Consider the following 18,634-nt stretch of genomic DNA (forward strand, 5'->3'; position numbering starts at 1 on the left):
GTTACGTCGACTCGTCGAACGCTTGCTTCAGCTCGCGACGCACCTCGGCGCCAAGTTTGGTGAGCGTCAGCGGCTGAGCCCTCATCGCCCGCGTGATTAACGGGCCGCCCGCGTCGGCACCGAGTCGCTTCATTTGAGAGGCAAGGATGCTGAGGGTCACGCCGATCTCTCGAGCGGCGGCCGTTATCGTGTCATGACGGGCGACAACGAGGAAGCGCTCCGCGCGCTGCAAGGAGTCCTGGCCAACGAGGATCCGACGCAACAGCGGCGAGTTTCCCGCGCGCGGATCAACGCGGATGGCTGTCGCTCGACTTGCGGCTCCGCGGGCACGTCGCGGGATGCCGGCGGCCTCGAGGTGACGATTGATGGTCGTCATCGTCACTCCCACTTCTGCGGCGATCTCGGGGATCGTGTGGTGCTCGATGAGGTATCGCTGACGCAACCATTCCGGGTCAATTGCCGCCCTCTGCCGCCCTGTGCGTGTTTCCACTCCCTCGTCGGAAAGCACGCGACCGACGGTCTGCCGCGCAACGCCGTGCTCGAGTGCGATCTCGCGCACCGACCGGCCAGCCGAGTACGCGGCGACCACTCGGGCAGGCTTCACCATGGCTCGGGCCGGTCGCGCGGTCGGCCAACGACCAATAGTGGCGTCGGCGGCAACGGGCAGATCGCCGACAACGTCGAGGCCAGGCAACCACGCGACGGGCTCGTCCACGCCTCGGTCCCGGATGAAATGAGCTGCGGCTGAAGCAAGTGCGTCCGCGACGTTCCCTGGCAATCCCGACCGGAAGTGAGCGACCTCTACGAAGGAGGGGAACCCGGGATCATCTGCGAAAGGCGCGAGAGACAACCTGTTGCCGCTGACGAGCGCATAGAGATGTGCGCGAGCGGCCTGCCACCGCCGATCACCGCCCGACAGCACGTTCGCAACCCGACAGATCTCTACCCACTCGTCACGCGGCAACATGGCGGCATAGTCGAGCGACCTGCGGCGCGCGAAGTCGATTGGCGTGGACCGCCCGTCCAGGAACGAGGCGAGTCGAGCGATCGCGCGGATGGTGTCCGCCTCAGGTGCGTTGCGCCCGAGGGAGCGCATCACGTGACTGACCTGACGGCCACGAGCATCGGGGTCGAGAAGCTTGATCGCGGAACCGTGCGTGAGTTGCGTGCCGACGAAGACTACGGCTGCCGAAAGCGCACCGCCGGCGATCTCAGCATCCAATCGACGCGGAGCGAGCCGCGCGGTCACCTCGGGCCAGAGCACCGCCGGTAGCTTCGCCGCGCGAGCTTCCGGATCTGCAGCTGACAACTTCAGTGATTGGAGCGTTGCCGTCGGTCGTCTGACCCGGCCGAGCGCCCGACTCACGTGATCGCGAAGCGGCGGCGAGTAGTGGTCGAGCGCGGTGTGGACGCTGACTCGACCGCGCAGCAGGTCTGCGACTCGTTCATCTGTCTGTAGCGCTTCGAACGCGATCGTGTTGCCGAGTGCGACCTCCGCAGCGTTGCTCGGCCTTAGATCGACTTTGCCGGTGCGCGGGTGCGCTGCAATCACGCTGCGGTCGATCGAGCCCACCTGCAGCCACTCGAATCGCTGATCATCAACAAGTGCTTGTCTCGCTGCTCGGGACAGCAGCGACATGTCGGAAAGGACCTGGATGGTGCTCGGCCTGCCGTCGGCGTAGATGCCGAACTCACCGACGCCGGATGCTACGACCCTCAGAATTGCTCGCTGCGCTTCTCGCGTTGCGTCGTCCGCGGAGACAAGCTCGCCAGTGGCGGTGAGGTCGGCTCCACAGCGCGAGCGGATGGCCGACGCCTCTGTCGTGGGTCGATTGTGGCAATGGCCCGGCTCGGGCACGAGTGTGATGGGATGCCCGATGAGGCGGGGTGGTTGCCCGCACGTCGGGCACGCGTCGACGAGCAACCTCTTGTGGCGGAGACAGGCGAAGCCGAAGGGGAACTGCCACGACAGCCGCCACCTGCCGCCCGAGTCGGCGAGGCAGTCGGGGCAGTACCGCGCAGCGACTCCTGTGCTCGGGCAAGACGCGCTGATCCGGCCCTGTGGGGTGAGGCGGATCGCGCTGGCCGCGAACGTCGTCCGCGTCATCGCCCGATACTCCTCGCCCCTCCTCCCGGTCGCTACTTCGAGGTTGTGAAGCTGTTGCGGCTCCAGCGCGGTCGACCACGCGCGACCCGACTGCGGCGCTGCGGACGGAACTCCGTCGCTGTCGATCAAGCCGAGCGCCCGTGCCATCTCGCCGACAGTGGCCCCGTAGTCGTGAGCCATGAACTCAACCCAGGAGTCGAAGGGCTCATCCGGGAGGGGCATCACGACATGGGGCAGCCGCCGCAGTCTCACTCGTCTTCCCCGTCGCGCCACAACTCGACTTCGTCCTCATCTTGCGCTTCGTCAAAGTTCGGCGTCGCACGTCGAGCCTTCCTTCGCTTTTCAGCGGCACGCTTCTTCTCATCGAGTTCCTGAGCAGTGATTTCCCGCGCACTCTCAGCCGCCGCGTCGATCTCGATGTCATCCAGCAGTTCGCGAGTCAAGACCTCTGTCCCCGTACGGATCGCACGCGCTGATCCTCGGATGATGAGCTCGAAGAGCGACCCGATCATTCCGGTCGATCGCGTGTAAAGGTAGTCAGCCTGACCACGGAGCATCGCGGGTCTCGCGTTCGCCAGCACGAGACGCGACTCAATGCTGCCAAGCAGCGATATCCATGACCTCCTGTCTCGGCCGACCGGGTGCGCGAAGGGCGGCAAAGTGAGCAACGTCCAGCGCCGCGCGGTCTGGGACATCGCCATCTGGTCGGACTGCTTGCTCTCGCTCAGCAGGCCCGTCCCCATCATGTTGACTCCGGTGAACAGGAACGTGGCGGGGTATTCGTTGGCGAGCCATTTGAGCTCGTTGGCGACTGCGACGCCTTCGTCCGTGTGGATCTTCAAGAAGTGCACATCGTCGACGATGATCAAGCGCGTGCCGTGACGCATCACGGACTCGGCAGCGAGTGCCGCCAAGTTGCGGTTGCGTAGGTATCTGCTCTTTGACGCATCGGCCGACGGGTGATTGTAGAAGTTCAGGATGGCCTCGTTGAGCGCACGTGTCGTCATGTTCCCGGCGAAGCCGACGCGGCACACGGGGATGTGGAGCGTCTGTCCGTCGTCGAGGTCTCTGCCGTGCCGCGCGATCTGCTTGAGGTGGAATGCCCGTCCGAATGCGTTGACAGCGGTGGACTTCCCCAATCCCGGTGGGGCATCGATGACCGCGGCGCCTTTCACCCGGTCGGGGCCCTGCTGATTTGCATCGGCCACGTCCCACAGACGAACGTTAAGCCGCTCGTTCTGGGGAGTCTTCACGAGGAAGCTCGAGTGAAACTCCCCTCGGCGAAACTCATACTCCTCGCGCGCTTGGTCCCCGAGCGCGCGCACCTGCTTCAGAGAGAGTCGCTCAGGTGGTTCGAGAGCAGGCGTCTCGGCGAACTGCCGCCAACCCTCGTAGCGTGAGAGAAGCTCTCTCCGCGAGAGCAGGAGGGTCACAGGTCCTCCAACAGGTCGAAGTCGTCGAGGTCGTCTTCGACGACTTCTTCAGCGGAGAGCGCGAATGCAGCATCATCGCCCGTCGCGGGCGTGACTGCTATGAAGCCGAGCTCCGCACTGAGATCCGGACCTGACACTTGCTCGGCGAGTTGCCGCGCGACGTGCGGGAAGAACGGGCTATCCGGCCCCTCAGTGGTCTCAGCGAGCTGGGCCGCGAGTCGAGCACTGATCCGCTTCTCCGCCATCGTGCTCGCCCGGCCGGCGCCCCACCGTTCGAGCAACGCTCCGAGCGCTTCGGCGACGTTCACGCCGTTTCGACGATCAAGCGCAATGCCCTTCGCGTAGTCGAGCGCATCGAGACTGAATGGCGTAGGCACCTTTGGTGCGTGCTCCCAACGCAGCACGTGCCAGGAGTTGTCGTCGGGGTCGTTGAAGTAGATTTGGGAGAAATCGTCAGGGTTGACCGAGAATTGCCACTTTCGCTTTCCCTTTGCCATGGAACGGGATCGGTCGTAGTACTTCCCCACGATCTCGCCGTTGTAGCGGAGCGTGCCGACCTCGACGCCGTAGTGGTTGAACTTGCGCTTCACGACGGGGAGCATCTCGAGAAGCAGGTTGGGGTTCGCCGGGACGCGAATGCGGCCCGCCACCGCGATTCCCTGCTCGAACTTCTGCGCAGGGCTCATTTTCCCGGCAGGAAGCTGGGGATCTACGAGACCGCCATGAGGGCGAACGTGGTAGACCGCCGCGATCCACTCACGGATGATCTGCTCGAGTTGCGGGATTGTGTAGACGGCTTCAGTCTCGGGTGCCTCACCGCGGGATGCGATGTCCTTCCCCTTGTAACCCGGCAACTCCTTGAGCATCTCGTCGATCGTTCGAAACCACCGCTCCACCCATGCTTTGTCTGTGCCGGTATAGACGTGGGCAGGCTGGAGGGAGATTCCCAGGCGTTGGCAGACGCTTGCGACATGGATGGACATGAACGGCTTGCCGTGGTCGATGATGATGGTCTCCGGGAGGATGCCGGGACGACGGAATCGCAGTACGCGAAGGTTCTCCACGTCGATCACGATGTTCTCCGGTACTCCGTGAAATGGCCAGGTGGCCTTATCGCCCCACTCGGGAGGAAGCGCCCGCGGGGAGAGAGCTTCCATCAGCACGCCGGCGACGTCGACGGACTTGGTCGAGATCGGCGCGAGCCGGATCCCAAGAATGGAGCGGTCGTAGAGGTCAAGCGCGACAGTCAGCTCTGCGCGCATCCATTTGCCGGTGATCGGTGCGACGCCGAACACATTCAGCGGAGTCGTATCGAGGACGACGTACTCCCCGGGCCGCGTCGCGACGAGGCGTCCGTATGGCACCGGGGGGCGCGTTGCGATCGAGCGTTGCGCGCGCATGCTGGCGCCGAACGTGCCTTTTCCGCGGGTGAGTTCTTCCACGGCCGCACGAGCTGCGGACTCGGAGGGGATACGAACTTCCTCATCGGGGTGTTCTCGCCGAATGCGTGCTTGGACGATCGCAAGCGTCGCTGCGATCGTGCGCTTGGCGCCGTTGGTGTTCTCCTCCACGATGCGTCGGCACGTGTCGACCCATCGCGGATCCAGTCCCGAGAGCGCCGGCTTCCACGCCGTCTTTCGAAAGTCGAGCAGACCGAGGTCCTCCCCATCGTCGAAGCGTTCCTCCCAACGCTTCACGGTCTTGACGTTCGTGCCGAGCTCATCGGACTTGGCCCGGCGACGGTCGTGAATGGTGGTCAGGTTCGGGTTGTACTGAGGTCGCGGCTCCCCCGGAAGGGGCAGCGTGGCAACACCTGAGACAAATCCGGTGCGCATTTCGCGAACGTGCGCGGCCTTCCGTTGAGCTTCGTCGCGTTGCGCGTCAGTGGCGTCTGCCCAGATCAGTGCCAGTGGAGTCACCGCCGGCTCCGCGTACGACAGCCCGAACGCATCCGAGGTGTCACGAAGCAGCTCGATGATCCGCACGCGACGGACCTTCTTCGACCCATCAATGAGTACGACCGCATCGCCGGCGAGCTCAATGACAGTGCAGTGGCATCCTTCGAACGAGATGATGCTGCCAATGCGGATGTCGAACGTGTGTTTCACGGGGACTCCAGTGCGGTGTGCTGGGCGAGCGGTTGGGTGAGGTCACAGCTGCGGACGTGGTTCCACAGCAGATGAAGAACGACGGTCCGCGCGTAGGCCGAGTCGCCTACAGCGGCGCTTCCGCGGCGAAATGCCTCTCCGAGCGTTCGCGCACCGTGCGCTGCGGTCTCGACAGCTCGAATATCGCGTTCTTCAAACTGCGAGCTGCGCCGGTAGCCGGCGAGGAATCGGATGTTGGACAACAGGACCGGATCCGGCTCGCTGACGATCCGGTACTTCCAACCGCGCGACTGGATGATGTCTCCGGCCCAGCCGAGCGCATCGGCGATCTCTGGCTTCTCCAGTCGTTGGGCTGGCTTGACATCGATGACCGCGAAGCTGCTGTCGCTGTACTCGACCATGAAGTCCGCGACATGACTTCCGGGGCGTCCGGCCCGCTCTGCGATCAGCTCGAAGGGCTGCGAAGCAATGCGCACAACACGGGGATCGAAGTCCTCCAAGAGCAGCGCGGACAACTCCAGCCGACTCTCATACCCGACGAACGAGCCCATAGTCGCTGCCCAGTAGCGCCCGGGGTAGTGCCGCTGGCCCCGATGCCATCGGAACGTGCGGCGCGGCTCAGCGGAGAAAACGTCACGCGCGTCGAGTTCGCCGAGCACCCCACCAACCAGTTTCTGGTCATTGGTGCGAAGCGTGTAACGGGCTCCAGTCGCGGACACTTGACCCTCCAGTCCAAAACGTTAACCGTGATCCCCGGATACCGTATCGCACGACGGCACGCCCTGGTCAATGCGTGAGGGATGATCGAGACGGCCTCTCCCATGGGCTCGCGCTCCATCGAGGGCGCCTCCACCCGGCCGTATGATGAATGCCACATTCACTAGTTGTGTAGGTGAGTTGCACAACACCCGGAGCCGGTCGAGCGAGTGCGGCGCGAATGTCGCCTCACCTAATGCGCGCCGCTCGTGAGAAAATCTGGCAATGGACGTCATGACGACTGAGCAAAACGAGGAGATGTCGAAGATCGTCTTCGGCAGCAACCACATGCTCGCGCTCATGGCCGAGATCGCACGCGCCGAAGACGGCCGGTTCTCGACGCCTGCGCTGGTCGCGGCAACCGGGCTACCAACCAGCACCGTGCACACACTCCTCATGCGTTTGAAGCGAGGCGGATTCGTGCGACGTACCGGCGAACTTGCACCCGACCGGGTCGCCATTTACGAACGCCGAGTCCATCCGACGTGGGAGTACGCGCTGCGACTCGAAGCGGATGCCGACGCGAAGGCGGCCGGCACGCTCGCGCTGCAGTGGGCCACGGAGCCGCGTACCGCCTAGCGAGGCGCATAAAATTCAGACAGTCCCCCTCGGAATGCCTATTTCGTATGGCATTCTTCGTTTATGGCCGCTGGAGTAGATCATTACGAGTCGTTTACGACGGCGGCGGAAGATCCATATCTGGGCGCCCTTCTCGGAACAATCGATGAGCCCGGCGGCACCTCGACGGCCAACCGCGCCGGCCTGTTGACGCTCGCCTGGTGGGACCAGCACCGAACCGGACCGTCCCGCATTGAGCTTCTCGACGCGATGTTCGACAATCCCGATTGGGATGCCGCCATCGCCGACACCGGACGAACGCTCCTCGAACGCAACGAGCAACTCGACCTATTGCAGCGCTGGCTGATCAGCTACTGGAGCCGCCTCGGAACGATCGCCTACATTCCGGGGCACGACGACGTCATCAGGCCTGGCCGCGTGATCGTGACAGTCGACGCCGAAGGGAGCGAGCCTCGCTAAGCTGGCGGGCTCAGATCGACGAGGACGCATGCGCGAGATCGTCATAGGCGGCCGCTCCGTCAGGGTCACGCACGTGGGTGCGGAGACGACCGCGTACGGCGACATCCAGCGCTACCGCATTGACGTCTCCGGTTCGGATGCCACGACCCACCTATCGAGTCTTCGCACGTCCCCCGACGTCGACGCACGCGTCATGACCTCTGCGATCGACGCAGAACTGATCCTCGAATACGAGGGAAGCGCGGAATCGGGCCTTCTGCGAGATCCCGCGATCCGGACATGGCGCGATCAGAACCGTCAAGCCATCGAAGACGCACTGGTCTGCCTCCGCAACGAAGCCGCAAATCTCCTTCCCGAGCCCGTGAGCGACATTGAACGGACGCTTGACCGCGCCTTCGGGGTGGGCGAGGAAGACGACCGTGCCTGAGTACCCAACCTTCAACTTCGACCAGATCGACTTCGTCACCTCCGACACCCACTTCAGCCACGCTCGTATCAGCGAACTCGCGGAACGCCCCTTCGACACTGTCGCCGAGATGGATGTTGAGCTGATCCGCCGGTGGAACGACACCGTCGCGCCTGACAGTGAGGTTCTGCACCTCGGCGACCTCGCGCTTGGTCGCATCGCGGAATCCCTGCCGATCACCGCGCAGCTGCACGGCAGGCGGTTCCTGGTGCCCGGAAACCACGACCGAGTCTCGCCCGCGACGCAGAGCAAGCGTGCCATCGAACGGTTCACGCCGCTGTATGAAGACGCGGGGTGGGAGATCCTTCCCGAGGTCATTGCCGGCACCCGAGAGGGACACCACATCATCGCGTCTCACTATCCGTACTCCGGCGACACTCAGGACGAGGACCGACACTCGTCGCACCGCCCAATGGATCAGGGGCTGCCTCTCCTGCACGGACACACGCATGATCACAAGAACGGACCCGTCGGCCGTCAGTTTCATGTCTGCGTCGACGCCTTCGACTATGCCCCGATCGCGTTCACACGCATCGACGCATGGCTCGAAGATCTACACCGTGAGGCGGGCGCGGAACAGGCCCAACGCAAGGGGACGAGCGGTTGTGTGTTCGATCAAGAAGATCCCGGGAACCTCGTTCGTGAAGGGTTTCAGCGCGACAGGGCGGCCGTGCGCGAGGCCCTGCGCGCAGTATGGATCGATCCCGTGATCGACCGGTGGCTTCAGAGCTCCAACGCCTTTCTGGACGGCGCGCGTCCGATTGACGTCCTCATGGCGAACGAGCTCGAGGCCGTCATGGATGCCGTTAGCCAAGAAGTCGGCGGCGGTTATCGGTAAGTGTCCGCAAGCGCGCGGACGGACTAGACGCTGAATGAGAAAACGACTCGCGTCATTGCTCTCCAGCTCGGCAAAGGGCCACGGATGCCGCCCTGCAGGTCGCGATGAGATTCGGCCTGCATGTCGTCGATGAGTTCCCGCGCACGCCCACATACGGCACCGAAGTGTGAATCGCCCAACTAAGTACTCCTCGTGTGAATATTATTCACTTGCACTCTGCCACGATCTGCCATACGGTGGAGTCACCACCCGGACATGGGAATCGGATTCACAAGCAGATTGGTAGATATGCTGTACACAATAAAGTCGACGCAGAGCCGTCGCATCGTCCTTATCGACATAGAGAACATCGTGGGAGGCGGAGTGTCAGTGCCCGGACAGGTTCACGGAGCACAGGCTGCGATCGCGGCCGCAATCGTTCCTCGTGCCGACGACCAAATCGTGGTCGCATGCGGCCGGTTCAGCATCGATGTTGTCGGATTCGAGTGGCAGGGCGCCCGCCGGCTCGTGTTTCGCGCAGGCACCAACGGCGCCGACCTGGAGCTCCTCGACATCCTTGAGAACGAACAGGTCAACGATCGGTTTAGTGAGATCGTCATCGTCTCGGGCGATGGCATCTTTGCGGATGTCGTTTCGCGCTTGGCGCTTCGTGCCGATGTCACGGTCGTGACGCGCGCTGAGGCTTGCTCTCGCAGACTTCGTATGGCTGCAATGACCGTGCTTACCCTCGACTACGACCCGAATGTATCTATGGAGGCAGCATGAACGTTCACGCAGGCGAGGGCCTTCTTGCACCGAGCGACATCGCCGACCTGGCGGGAGTCTCCCGCGCGGCTGTTAGCAACTGGCGCAAGCGCATCCAGGACTTTCCTCAGCCCGCTGGCGGAAGTGCGAGCAAGCCTCTCTTCGCCGCAAGCGACATCGAGGCCTGGCTGGTGGCTCACCCTGAGAAGCGGAAGCCCGGCAACTCCGCCGACTCCGACGCGAGGGTTTGGGAGTCGCATCTATGGGGGGTGGCGAACCTTTTCCGAGGTCACATCGCGGTCCACGAGTTTGCGGAGCTCTTCGTCCAGGCCGCAGTGGACCTGGTCGAAGGACGCCCCTCGCATGCATCCCGCGACGTTAGCCAGAGATCGCTCGATGAGCTGCGCGACGTGCTCGAGAGCATCCCACGTGCTGAACTAGCCGAGGCGATCGACGGGATCCTCGAACGGACTTCTCGAGCACTAGGGAAGTCTGCCGGCGAGACTGGGTTCGTCGGTTCGCGCACGAGTACTCTGCTCGCTTCACTTGCGGCAGGCGTCAACGGCGGAACTCTGTACGACCCTGCGTGCGGAATCGGTGTCGCGTTGCTTCAGGCACGCCAGTTGGGCGCTCGTCCAGACCGCATCGTCGGCCATGAGATCAACGCGACGGCCGTAGATATCGCACGCGGTCGCGCGGCATTGCGTGGCACCGAACTCGAGCTTCGAGTCGCTGACGTGCTCGACCACGATCCGGACCCCGACTTGCGTGCCGACGTGGTCATTGCTGAGCCCCCGTTCGGGCTGCGTGTCGACCGAAACACCACGATGCTGGATCCGCGATTGCGTTACGGGATTCCTCCACGCTCCAGCGGTGACTCATTCTGGCTTCAACACGTCGTCGCGCACCTAGCTCCGGGCGGTGCCGGCTACGTCCTGACGTCACCTGGCATGCTCTTCCGTGGCGGATCTGAAGCCGAGATTCGACGTAATCTCCTGCTCAGCGGGTGCGTTCGAGCTGTTGTCGCACTCCCGGGTCGGCTGCTGCCTCAAACGTCGATTGCGCTCGCGCTATGGGTGCTCACCGAGCCGTCATCCACTTCCCGCGCGGATGTCCTGCTCATCGATGCCTCCTCAATCGAGGGGCCTGAACACGAGATTGCACGCTGGCTCACCGAACGGGAGTCCCTCACAGAAGTCCCACACGCTCTTGTGCCCATCGATGAACTGGCGGCTGGCAATGCAGACCTCAGTCCGGCACGCTGGGTGCTTGCCGATGCGATCGACGACGCACAAATTGTCGACGCCTTCGAGCAAGCGAAAACACAACTGCAGCACGCAGTCTCTGCACTCCCGGCGACCCTTGGCGGCATGCTCCCCCCAAACTTCGCCGGTGGGCCGACGACATTGACGGTCACCAAACTTGTCGAAGCCGGGGCAGTTGAGGTCTCCGCAGTGAGACCGCAACGAGTCGAGGACGATCCCGAGTTCGAGGATCGAAGGGTATCGACGAGCGATGTCCGCAGCGGTCGCCTTCCGTCGGTAGCCAACCTCTCACCGGCCGACACCTCGGGTTTACTAACTCAACCGGGTGACGTGCTCCTCACGACTGTGCATGGCATTCGAGCAGTCGTCGACGAAGCAGGCGGTCACTTTCCCGTGGGCCATGGCATCTTTCGCATCAGGGTCATCGATCGCACGAGCCTTGATCCTTACTACTTGGCTGACGTCCTCGCTGGCGAGTGGAACCTCCGTTTCGCCGTGGGGACAGCCATCCAACGGGTTCCGGTGCGGGAGATCGAAATCCCCGTACCACCGCTTGAGGACCAACGCGCAATTCATGCCACCCTCAACAGCGCACGCGAAGCGAAGCAGCTCGCAACGCAAGCATCGGAAGCCGCCGATAGCCTGGCAACAGCGATCCTCAATGCTGTCCGTCACGGCGCTTCTCTCACTACGACCCCGACCGAAGGACTTCCTAGATGACTGCACAGCTCACGCTTCCCGAGCTGGAGCAGTATCTTGCGAAGGCCGCTGACCTCCTCCGCGGCAGCATCGACCAGGCTGATTTCAAGGCCTACATTTTTCCGCTGATGTTCTTCAAGCGAATCAGTGACGTCTACCTCGAGGAGTTCGAGCAGGCGCTGTATGAGTCGTCCGGCGATCACGAGTTCGCCGCGTTCACAGAGAATCACCGCTTCGCGATCCCCGACGGCAATCTCTGGTCGGACGTCCGCAAGAAGACCGAGAACATCGGAACCGCACTGCAGACTGCGTTCCGCGAGATAGAGAAAGCGAACCCCGAGACCCTCTATGGCATCTTCGGCAATGCAAACTGGACGAACAAAGACAAGCTGCCAGACCGCAAGCTCGCCGATCTCATCGAGCTTTTCTCCACGAAGACGCTAGGTAACGCGAACGTCGCCCCCGATGTGTTCGGCAACGCGTACGAGTACCTCATCAAGCGGTTCGCCGACCAATCGAATAAGAAGGCCGGCGAGTACTACACACCGCGTTCGGTCGTGAGCCTGCTCGTGAACATCCTCGACCCGCAAGAGGGTGAGAGCGTCTACGATCCCGCGTGCGGGACAGGAGGCATGCTCATCGAGGTCATCGAGCATGTGAAGGATGCCGGAGGCAGCCCAAAGACGCTCTGGGGAAAGCTCTACGGCCAGGAGAAGGTGCTCGCCACATCGGCGATCGCGCGCATGAACCTGCTGCTGCACGGTGTCGAGGATTTCAAGGTCGTGCGCGAAGACACGCTCCGCAACCCCGCCTTCTACACGGGTAACCATCTCGCGCGATTCGACACCGTTCTCGCAAACCCACCCTTCTCGCTCAAGGCATGGGGCGATGTCGAGTGGGCCTCCGACAGGTGGGGTCGCAACCAGCTCGGCGGAGTGCCACCGAAGGGCTACGCGGACTGGGCGTGGGTGCAGCACATGCTCACCTCGGCCGACCCAAAGACCGGCCGCGTCGCGGTTGTGCTACCGCAGGGTGCCCTGTTCCGGCAAGGCGCTGAAGCACGCATCCGCACACACATCCTGAAGGCCAACAAGGTGGAAGCCGTGATCGGCCTGGCGCCCAACCTGTTCTACGGCACCGGTCTCGCGGCCTGCGTCCTGATCCTGCGCCATCAGCGATCGGCCGATCAACAAGACAAGGTGCTGTTCATCAACGGCGAGGACCTGATGAAGAAGGGTCGCAACCAGAACACCCTTGAAACCGAACACGCGACCAAGCTGTTTGACGCCTATCGCGGGTTCGCCGACATCAATGGCCGCGCGCACGTCGCCGATCTCACTGATATCGAGAGAAACGACTTTAACCTCAACATTCCGCTGTACGTCGCCCCCGCCGACATAGGCGAGAAGGTCACACTTTCCGACGCGTTATCCAACCTCGATGCCGCGCACGAGCGCGCGAAGGAAACTCGGGCAGCGTTGGAAGCCGAGCTTGCAAAGTGGGGATTGAGCGCGTGACCGGCCAGATCAGCCAACGCGAGCTGGAGAACTATCTCTGGGGCGCCGCCGTCATCCTGCGCGGACTTATCGACGCCGGAGACTACAAGCAGTACATCTTTCCGCTCGTCTTCCTCAAACGCATTTCGGACGTCTACGACGAGGAACACGCATTCGCAGTCCATACGTACGGCGACGAAGAATACGCCGACCTTCCCGAGAATCACCGCTTCGCGATTCCGAATGGATGCCGCTGGAGTGACGTACGCACAGTGACCGAGAACATCGGCGCGACGGTTCTGCGGGCGATGCGCGCCATTGAGTCCGCCAACCCGGACACCCTGCCGGGCGTGTTCGGGGACGGCGACTGGGGCAACAAGAACCTGCTGCCAGACTCCACACTGGCCGACCTCATTGAGCATTTCTCGACGCAAACACTGTCGATCGCGAACCTGCCCGAAGATGAACTCGGCAATGGCTACGAGTACCTCATCAAGAAGTTCGCGGACGACTCCGGTCACACTGCTCAGGAGTTCTATACGAACCGCACTCTCGTCCGCCTGATGACCCTCATGCTCGAACCACAGCCGGGCGAATCAGTGTACGACCCGACCTGCGGCACTGGCGGCATGCTCATCTCCGCCGCCGCCGAGGTGAAGCGGCAGGGCAAGGAATGGCGCAACCTCCGGCTTTACGGCCAGGAGCTAAACCACGGAACCTCTGCCATCGCCCGAATGAATCTGTTCCTGCACGGCATCGCCGACGGACACATCGCACATGGCGACACTCTCGCTCGGCCCTCGTTTATGGACAACAAGGGTGGGCTGCGGACCTTCGACGTCGTGCTCGCCAACCCGCCGTACTCAATTAAAGCCTGGAGCAGGGATGCCTTCGCAAAGGACCCGTACGGTCGCAACATGTGGGGGGTGCCACCACAAGGACGCGCCGACTACGCCTTCTTCCAACACATCGCCAAGAGCCTCGATCCCAGGACTGGACGCGCAGCGATCCTTTTCCCGCATGGCGTGCTGTTCCGTCGAGAAGAGGCCGCGCTGCGCGAAGCGCTCGTGAAGTCCGACCTGATCGAGTGCGTGCTTGGACTGGGTGCGGGGCTCTTTTACAACTCTCCGATGGAGGCGGTCGTCATCACACTCCGCGCCACCAAGTCAGCCGAGCACCGCGGCAAGGTGCTGTTCATCAACGCCGTCAACGAGGTCGCGCGTGAACAAGCCCAGTCGTTCCTGCGCGATACGCACCAGACGAAGATTCTCGAGGCGTACCGCAGCTTCACCGATGCCCCCGGGTTCGCGACCGTGGCCAACCTCGACCAGATCGCCGACAAGGGTTACAGCCTCGCGCTGCCGCTCTATGTGGCCGGTGCGAAGGCGGCGTCTGCAGGCCAACAAATCGACCTGGTCGACGCTCTCGCGGACTGGCGTCAGGCGGCGCAAGCCTCGGACGATGGGATCACAAGGGCACTGTCGCTGCTACGCAGGGAGGTAGGCGCGTGAGCCTAAAGCTTGACAAGTCGACCTGGAAACGAGTCGCGTTCGGCGATGTCGTGCGCAACCATAATGAGACCCTCAAGGATGCCACGGCGAACGGCATCGACCGCGTCATCGCAATGGAGCACATGGACCCCGGGGAACTCGAGGTGCCACGCTGGGGAAACATCTCCGACGGAACAACATTTACCCGCCGCGTGCGGCCAGGGCAGACGCTCTTCGGCAAACGACGCGCCTACCAACGCAAGGTTGCCTACGCCGAGTTCGACGCGATCTGCTCTGGTGACATTTACACATTCGAAGCCGACCAGACGCAGATTCTGCCGGAGCTTCTGCCCTTCCTTGTGCAGTCCGATCCGTTCTTCGATCACGCGATCGACACCTCGGCCGGTTCCTTGTCGCCGCGTACGAACTGGCGAGACCTAGCCGACTTCGAGTTCGACGTCGCGCCGCTCGATGAGCAGAAGCGGATCGCCGACCTTCTCTGGGCTGTCGAACGACACCAGCGCGGCCTAACGGAACAGCAGTCAACAGCGCTCGCAACGATGGGGCACCTCTTGCGCGAGCGATTCGCCGCCAACGCTGGGGACATTGCCAAGATCAGTGATCTCGCTGCCGCGGTGGTCGGCGGAGTATGGGGCTCGCCCGAGGGCGAGGACGAGGTCGATGTCCTGGCGCTTGGGCCTCGTGTTTATGCGAATGGGGCGACTCGACTCTCGACAGATGGCTCACCCACTCGTTCCATCTCACGAAGGCAAGCAGCGACGCGGGTGGTCGAGTCGGGCGACATCATCCTGGAGCGATCCGGTGGTTCGCCCGATCAGCCAGTCGGCCGAGTGGTAATCGCCGATGGGGACCTTCCGGCGTGCATTCCGACGGACTTCCAACGCCTCATCAGGCCGGATAGCAAGGCTGTTGAACCGCTGTTTCTCTTCTGGAAGCTTCGATCGGACTGGCTCGAAGGAGCAACACGGGACTACTCGAAGCGCACGACGAACATCGCCAACTTGTCGGTTCCCGCCTACCTCGATCGGACGATACGGGTTCCTTCGCGCGCCGAGCAGCTCCGGCTCGTTGCCGACGCTGACGCAATCGAGCGCGCGCTGTCGAGCATCTCAACCGAGCTCGCTGCTACCAAGCGTATGCGGACCACCCTGTTGACTGAAACATTCGGAGACAACTAATGGCGCAGTTCAACGAGGCAAATTCCGTCCGAGACTTCGTCCGTGATCTGATCACGTCACCGGACGTGCAGTTCGTGCCGGGGAGTCAGCTTCCGCGGCTCCTTGGCGACGTGCTGCTCGAGGGTCTCGTCATCGACGCGCTGATCCGTTTGAACCCTGAAATCGCGGCCGATACGCGCAAAGCCGACGAGGTCATCCACGTGCTGCGCGCCATCCTGATCACGGCACGCAACAACCCTCATCCGGTGGTCGCGAACGAAGAGTTCATGGCTTGGTTGACGGGACAGAAGTCCATGCCGTTTGGGCCGAACGGCGAGCACACCACGGTGCGTCTGATCGACTTCGATCACCCGGGCGATGACTCTTCGAACCAATGGATCGTGTCGACCGAGGTGACGTTCCAGTTAGGCCGGCTTGGCAAGCGTTTCGACGTAGTGCTCTGGTGCAATGGGTTTCCGCTCGTCGTTGGCGAGGCGAAGACACCGATCCGTGCGGCGTACTCGTGGATTGACGCGGCAGCGCAGATTCATGACGACTACGAAGCCAGCGTGCCGCAGTTCTTCGTGCCGAACGTGCTGGTCTTCGGGACCGAAGGCAAGGACTTCCGATACGGCTCCGTCGGGATGCCGGTAGAGCTCTGGGGACCGTGGCGCGACGAAGAGGCCAATCTTGGCGCCCCGGCAAAGGTGGGTCTCGAGATCGTGAGGGGCGCAGTGGACGGAGTCCTGTCGCCGGCATCCGTTCTCGACTTTCTGAGGTTCTTCACGGTCTTCGCGACCGACGCGAAGCACCGCAAGATCAAGGTCATCGCGCGGTTCCAGCAGTTCCAGGCTACGAACCTCATCGTGGAGCGCGTGCTACACGGGCACATCAAGCAGGGGCTCATCTGGCACTTCCAAGGCTCCGGTAAGTCGCTGCTGATGCTGTTCTCGGCACTCAAGTTGCGCGCCATGGCTGAGCTGACCAACCCGACGATTCTGATCGTCGTTGACCGCATCGACCTGGACACGCAGATCACAGGCACCTTCAACGCGTCGGACGTGCCGGGTTTGGTGTCGACCGATTCACGCAAAGAGCTGCAGACCCTGCTCAGCCAGGGCGCACGCAGGATCATCATCACGACCATCCACAAGTTCGGCGAGGTCGACGGTGTGCTCGACGACCGGCAAAACATCATCGCGATGGTCGACGAGGCCCACCGCTCGCAGGAAGGTGACTACGGACAGCGAATGCGCGAGGCCCTGCCGAACGCGTTCCTGTTCGGACTCACCGGTACCCCGATCAACAAGCGGGATCACAACACGTTCATGTGGTTCGGGTCGGCCGAGGACGAGGGCGGGTATCTGTCGCGCTATTCATTCCAGGACTCGATCCGCGACGGGGCGACCCTCCCGCTGCACTTCGAGCCCCGCCTGAGCGAGATCCACCTCGACCAAGAGAAGATCGACACCGCCTTCGAAGAACTCGCCGCGGAGCGCAACCTCAGCGAAGGCGAGAAGATCACGCTGTCGAAGAAGGCGGCATCCATCGAGGTACTCATCAAGGCGCCCGACCGCATCCGACAGATCGCCGACGACATCGTCACGCACTTCACTACGAAGGTCGAGCCCGAAGGCTTCAAGGCGCAGCTGGTGGCGTACGACAGGGCATCCTGCGTCGCTTACAAGGAAGCGCTCGACACGATGCTGCCGCCGGAGGCATCGACCATCGTGATGTCGAAGTCGCGCACTGATCCCACGTCGTGGGCACAGTGGGCGCCCGGTGCCGATGAGCTGGAGCAGATTGTCGCGCGGTTCAACGACCCGTCCGACCCGCTGAAGATCATCATCGTCACCGCCAAGCTACTCACAGGGTTCGATGCACCGATCCTGCAGACGCAGTATCTCGACAAGCCTCTAAAGGAGCACACGCTCCTCCAAGCAATAACCCGAACAAACCGTGTCTACCCGCCGAGCAAGACGCACGGCCTTATCGTCGACTACCTTGGCATTTTTGATGACGTCGCCAAGTCGCTCGCCTTCGACGATGCCGCCGTGCAACAGGTCATCTCAAACATCGAAGAGCTCAAGGATCAGCTCGCGCCGGCCATGGCTGCCGCGCTCGTCTTTTTCCCCGGGGTCGACCGCTCTATCGGTGGCTACGAGGGGCTGATACAGGCGCAGGCCGCGATCGCCGTCGATACGGTGAAGGACGCGTTCGGCCTCGCCTACAGTGTTGTGTCGCAGTTGTGGGAGGCGCTCAGTCCTGACCCGATGCTGAGAGACTTCCGCGACGACTACAAGTGGCTCACCGACGTGTACGAGTCCGTTCGGCCCGCGGACATCACCGGCCGGCTGGTGTGGCACGCGCTCGGTGCGAAGACGATCGATCTGATCAACGAGAGCATCCACGTCGAAATCCCGCAGGGCGACGAGACGATCGTTCTTGACGCGCAGACGATCGAAGACCTGATGACCGGCAAGCGCAAGGACGTGCCGACCGACGAGATTGAGAAGCAGATTACAGCGCGTATCGCCCGTCACCTCAACAATCCGGTCTTCATCGAACTCGGTCAGCGCCTTAACGCGCTGCGCGAGAAGTACGCCGACATCCAGCAGTCGAGCCTCGACTTTCTGCGCGACTTGCTCGAGCTCGCGAAGGATACGGTCGCAGCGGAGAAGGCGGAGAACGAGATCCCGCGCGAAGAGAAGGGCAAGGCCGCACTCACCGAACTGTTCGAGGCGCTCAAGGGTGATGAGACGCCGATAATCGTGTCGAACGTCGTCGACCGCATCGACGAGGTCGTTCGAGCGGTGCGGTTCGACGGGTGGCAGTCGACCCTCGAAGGCGACCGCGAAGTGCGAAAGGCCCTGCGACAGACGCTGTACGTCCAGTTCAAGATCCGTGAGAACGATGTCTTTGAGAAGGCCCTGGGGTATGTGCAGGAGTACTACTGAGCGAGGCAGATCACTATGGACCGACCGCCCAGGCGCTCGGTCCAGCCACGCGTTGACGC

14 protein-coding genes and 1 pseudogene are annotated in these 18,634 nt (G+C 62.7%); 10 read left to right on the top strand and 5 right to left on the bottom strand.

Annotated features, from left to right (window positions below; all coding sequences use genetic code 11):
- Position 1: 1 nt before the first annotated feature.
- The 5 genes and pseudogenes from ACFM35_RS11530 to ACFM35_RS11550 all read right to left on the bottom strand — a co-directional run bounded on the left by ACFM35_RS11530 (position 2) and on the right by ACFM35_RS11550 (position 6,367).
- Positions 2-1,858 carry a LysR family transcriptional regulator gene (locus tag ACFM35_RS11530; RefSeq protein WP_378843010.1) on the bottom strand — a complete coding sequence of 619 codons (1,857 nt, stop codon included), beginning with the start codon at positions 1,856-1,858 and terminating at the stop codon, positions 2-4.
- A 72-nt stretch (positions 1,859-1,930) separates the two neighbouring features.
- Positions 1,931-2,329 (bottom strand): annotated as a pseudogene (locus tag ACFM35_RS11535) (TniQ family protein); the annotation flags it as partial.
- A gap of 26 nt (positions 2,330-2,355) precedes the next feature.
- Positions 2,356-3,540, bottom strand: a complete 1,185-nt coding sequence (locus ACFM35_RS11540; protein ID WP_378842134.1) for an ATP-binding protein — start codon at positions 3,538-3,540, stop codon at positions 2,356-2,358.
- Positions 3,537-5,648 (bottom strand): hypothetical protein, encoded by a 2,112-nt coding sequence (locus tag ACFM35_RS11545; RefSeq protein ID WP_378842136.1) that lies wholly within the window; start codon positions 5,646-5,648, stop codon positions 3,537-3,539. The genes ACFM35_RS11540 and ACFM35_RS11545 overlap by 4 nt, the downstream gene beginning before the upstream one ends.
- On the bottom strand, positions 5,645-6,367 hold the full coding sequence (locus ACFM35_RS11550) for a TnsA-like heteromeric transposase endonuclease subunit (RefSeq protein ID WP_378842138.1): 723 nt from the start codon (positions 6,365-6,367) through the stop codon (positions 5,645-5,647). Before ACFM35_RS11550 ends, ACFM35_RS11545 begins: the two co-directional genes overlap by 4 nt.
- Before the next feature lie 271 nt (positions 6,368-6,638).
- Between ACFM35_RS11550 and ACFM35_RS11555 the strand changes: the two genes are divergently transcribed.
- From ACFM35_RS11555 to ACFM35_RS11600, 10 genes are all read left to right on the top strand, one after another.
- A complete protein-coding gene (locus ACFM35_RS11555; RefSeq protein ID WP_378842140.1) occupies positions 6,639-6,983 on the top strand; it encodes a helix-turn-helix domain-containing protein in 345 nt (114 codons plus the stop codon).
- A 63-nt stretch (positions 6,984-7,046) separates the two neighbouring features.
- Complete coding sequence (locus tag ACFM35_RS11560; RefSeq protein WP_378842142.1) at positions 7,047-7,442, top strand: hypothetical protein; 396 nt, start codon at positions 7,047-7,049, stop codon at positions 7,440-7,442.
- 28 nt (positions 7,443-7,470) lie between these two features.
- The gene (locus tag ACFM35_RS11565; protein ID WP_378842144.1) at positions 7,471-7,869 is read left to right on the top strand and encodes a hypothetical protein; all 399 of its coding nucleotides are present in this window, start codon (positions 7,471-7,473) and stop codon (positions 7,867-7,869) included.
- Positions 7,826-8,746, top strand: coding sequence for a hypothetical protein (locus ACFM35_RS11570; protein WP_378842146.1), 921 nt, complete (start codon positions 7,826-7,828; stop codon positions 8,744-8,746). The genes ACFM35_RS11565 and ACFM35_RS11570 overlap by 44 nt, the downstream gene beginning before the upstream one ends.
- Positions 8,747-9,001: 255 nt before the next feature.
- Entirely contained in the window at positions 9,002-9,511 is a 510-nt protein-coding gene (locus tag ACFM35_RS11575; RefSeq protein WP_378842148.1) for a PIN domain-containing protein, read from the top strand.
- The gene (locus tag ACFM35_RS11580) at positions 9,508-11,475 is read left to right on the top strand and encodes an N-6 DNA methylase (protein WP_378842150.1); all 1,968 of its coding nucleotides are present in this window, start codon (positions 9,508-9,510) and stop codon (positions 11,473-11,475) included. The genes ACFM35_RS11575 and ACFM35_RS11580 overlap by 4 nt, the downstream gene beginning before the upstream one ends.
- Complete coding sequence (locus tag ACFM35_RS11585; RefSeq protein ID WP_378842152.1) at positions 11,472-12,971, top strand: type I restriction-modification system subunit M; 1,500 nt, start codon at positions 11,472-11,474, stop codon at positions 12,969-12,971. Before ACFM35_RS11580 ends, ACFM35_RS11585 begins: the two co-directional genes overlap by 4 nt.
- Positions 12,968-14,461 carry a type I restriction-modification system subunit M gene (locus ACFM35_RS11590; RefSeq protein WP_378842154.1) on the top strand — a complete coding sequence of 498 codons (1,494 nt, stop codon included), beginning with the start codon at positions 12,968-12,970 and terminating at the stop codon, positions 14,459-14,461. Before ACFM35_RS11585 ends, ACFM35_RS11590 begins: the two co-directional genes overlap by 4 nt.
- Entirely contained in the window at positions 14,458-15,639 is a 1,182-nt protein-coding gene (locus ACFM35_RS11595) for a restriction endonuclease subunit S (RefSeq protein ID WP_378842156.1), read from the top strand. Before ACFM35_RS11590 ends, ACFM35_RS11595 begins: the two co-directional genes overlap by 4 nt.
- Positions 15,639-18,575: a type I restriction endonuclease subunit R gene (locus ACFM35_RS11600; protein WP_378842158.1), complete on the top strand. Its 2,937-nt coding sequence runs from the start codon at positions 15,639-15,641 to the stop codon at positions 18,573-18,575. Before ACFM35_RS11595 ends, ACFM35_RS11600 begins: the two co-directional genes overlap by 1 nt.
- The last annotated feature ends 59 nt before the right edge of the window (positions 18,576-18,634 follow it).

This window comes from Microbacterium songi, assembly GCF_042747925.1.
Classification (GTDB): domain Bacteria; phylum Actinomycetota; class Actinomycetes; order Actinomycetales; family Microbacteriaceae; genus Microbacterium.

What these genes read in the sequence shown, in the direction of transcription:
- ACFM35_RS11575 (WP_378842148.1), top strand. Translation starts at nt 9,002, where the DNA reads ATGGGAATCGGATTCACAAGCAGATTGGTAGATATGCTGTACACAATA.
- ACFM35_RS11580 (WP_378842150.1), top strand. Translation starts at nt 9,508, where the DNA reads ATGAACGTTCACGCAGGCGAGGGCCTTCTTGCACCGAGCGACATCGCC.
- ACFM35_RS11555 (WP_378842140.1), top strand. Translation starts at nt 6,639, where the DNA reads ATGACGACTGAGCAAAACGAGGAGATGTCGAAGATCGTCTTCGGCAGC.
- ACFM35_RS11600 (WP_378842158.1), top strand. Translation starts at nt 15,639, where the DNA reads ATGGCGCAGTTCAACGAGGCAAATTCCGTCCGAGACTTCGTCCGTGAT.
- ACFM35_RS11565 (WP_378842144.1), top strand. Translation starts at nt 7,471, where the DNA reads ATGCGCGAGATCGTCATAGGCGGCCGCTCCGTCAGGGTCACGCACGTG.
- ACFM35_RS11560 (WP_378842142.1), top strand. Translation starts at nt 7,047, where the DNA reads ATGGCCGCTGGAGTAGATCATTACGAGTCGTTTACGACGGCGGCGGAA.
- ACFM35_RS11585 (WP_378842152.1), top strand. Translation starts at nt 11,472, where the DNA reads ATGACTGCACAGCTCACGCTTCCCGAGCTGGAGCAGTATCTTGCGAAG.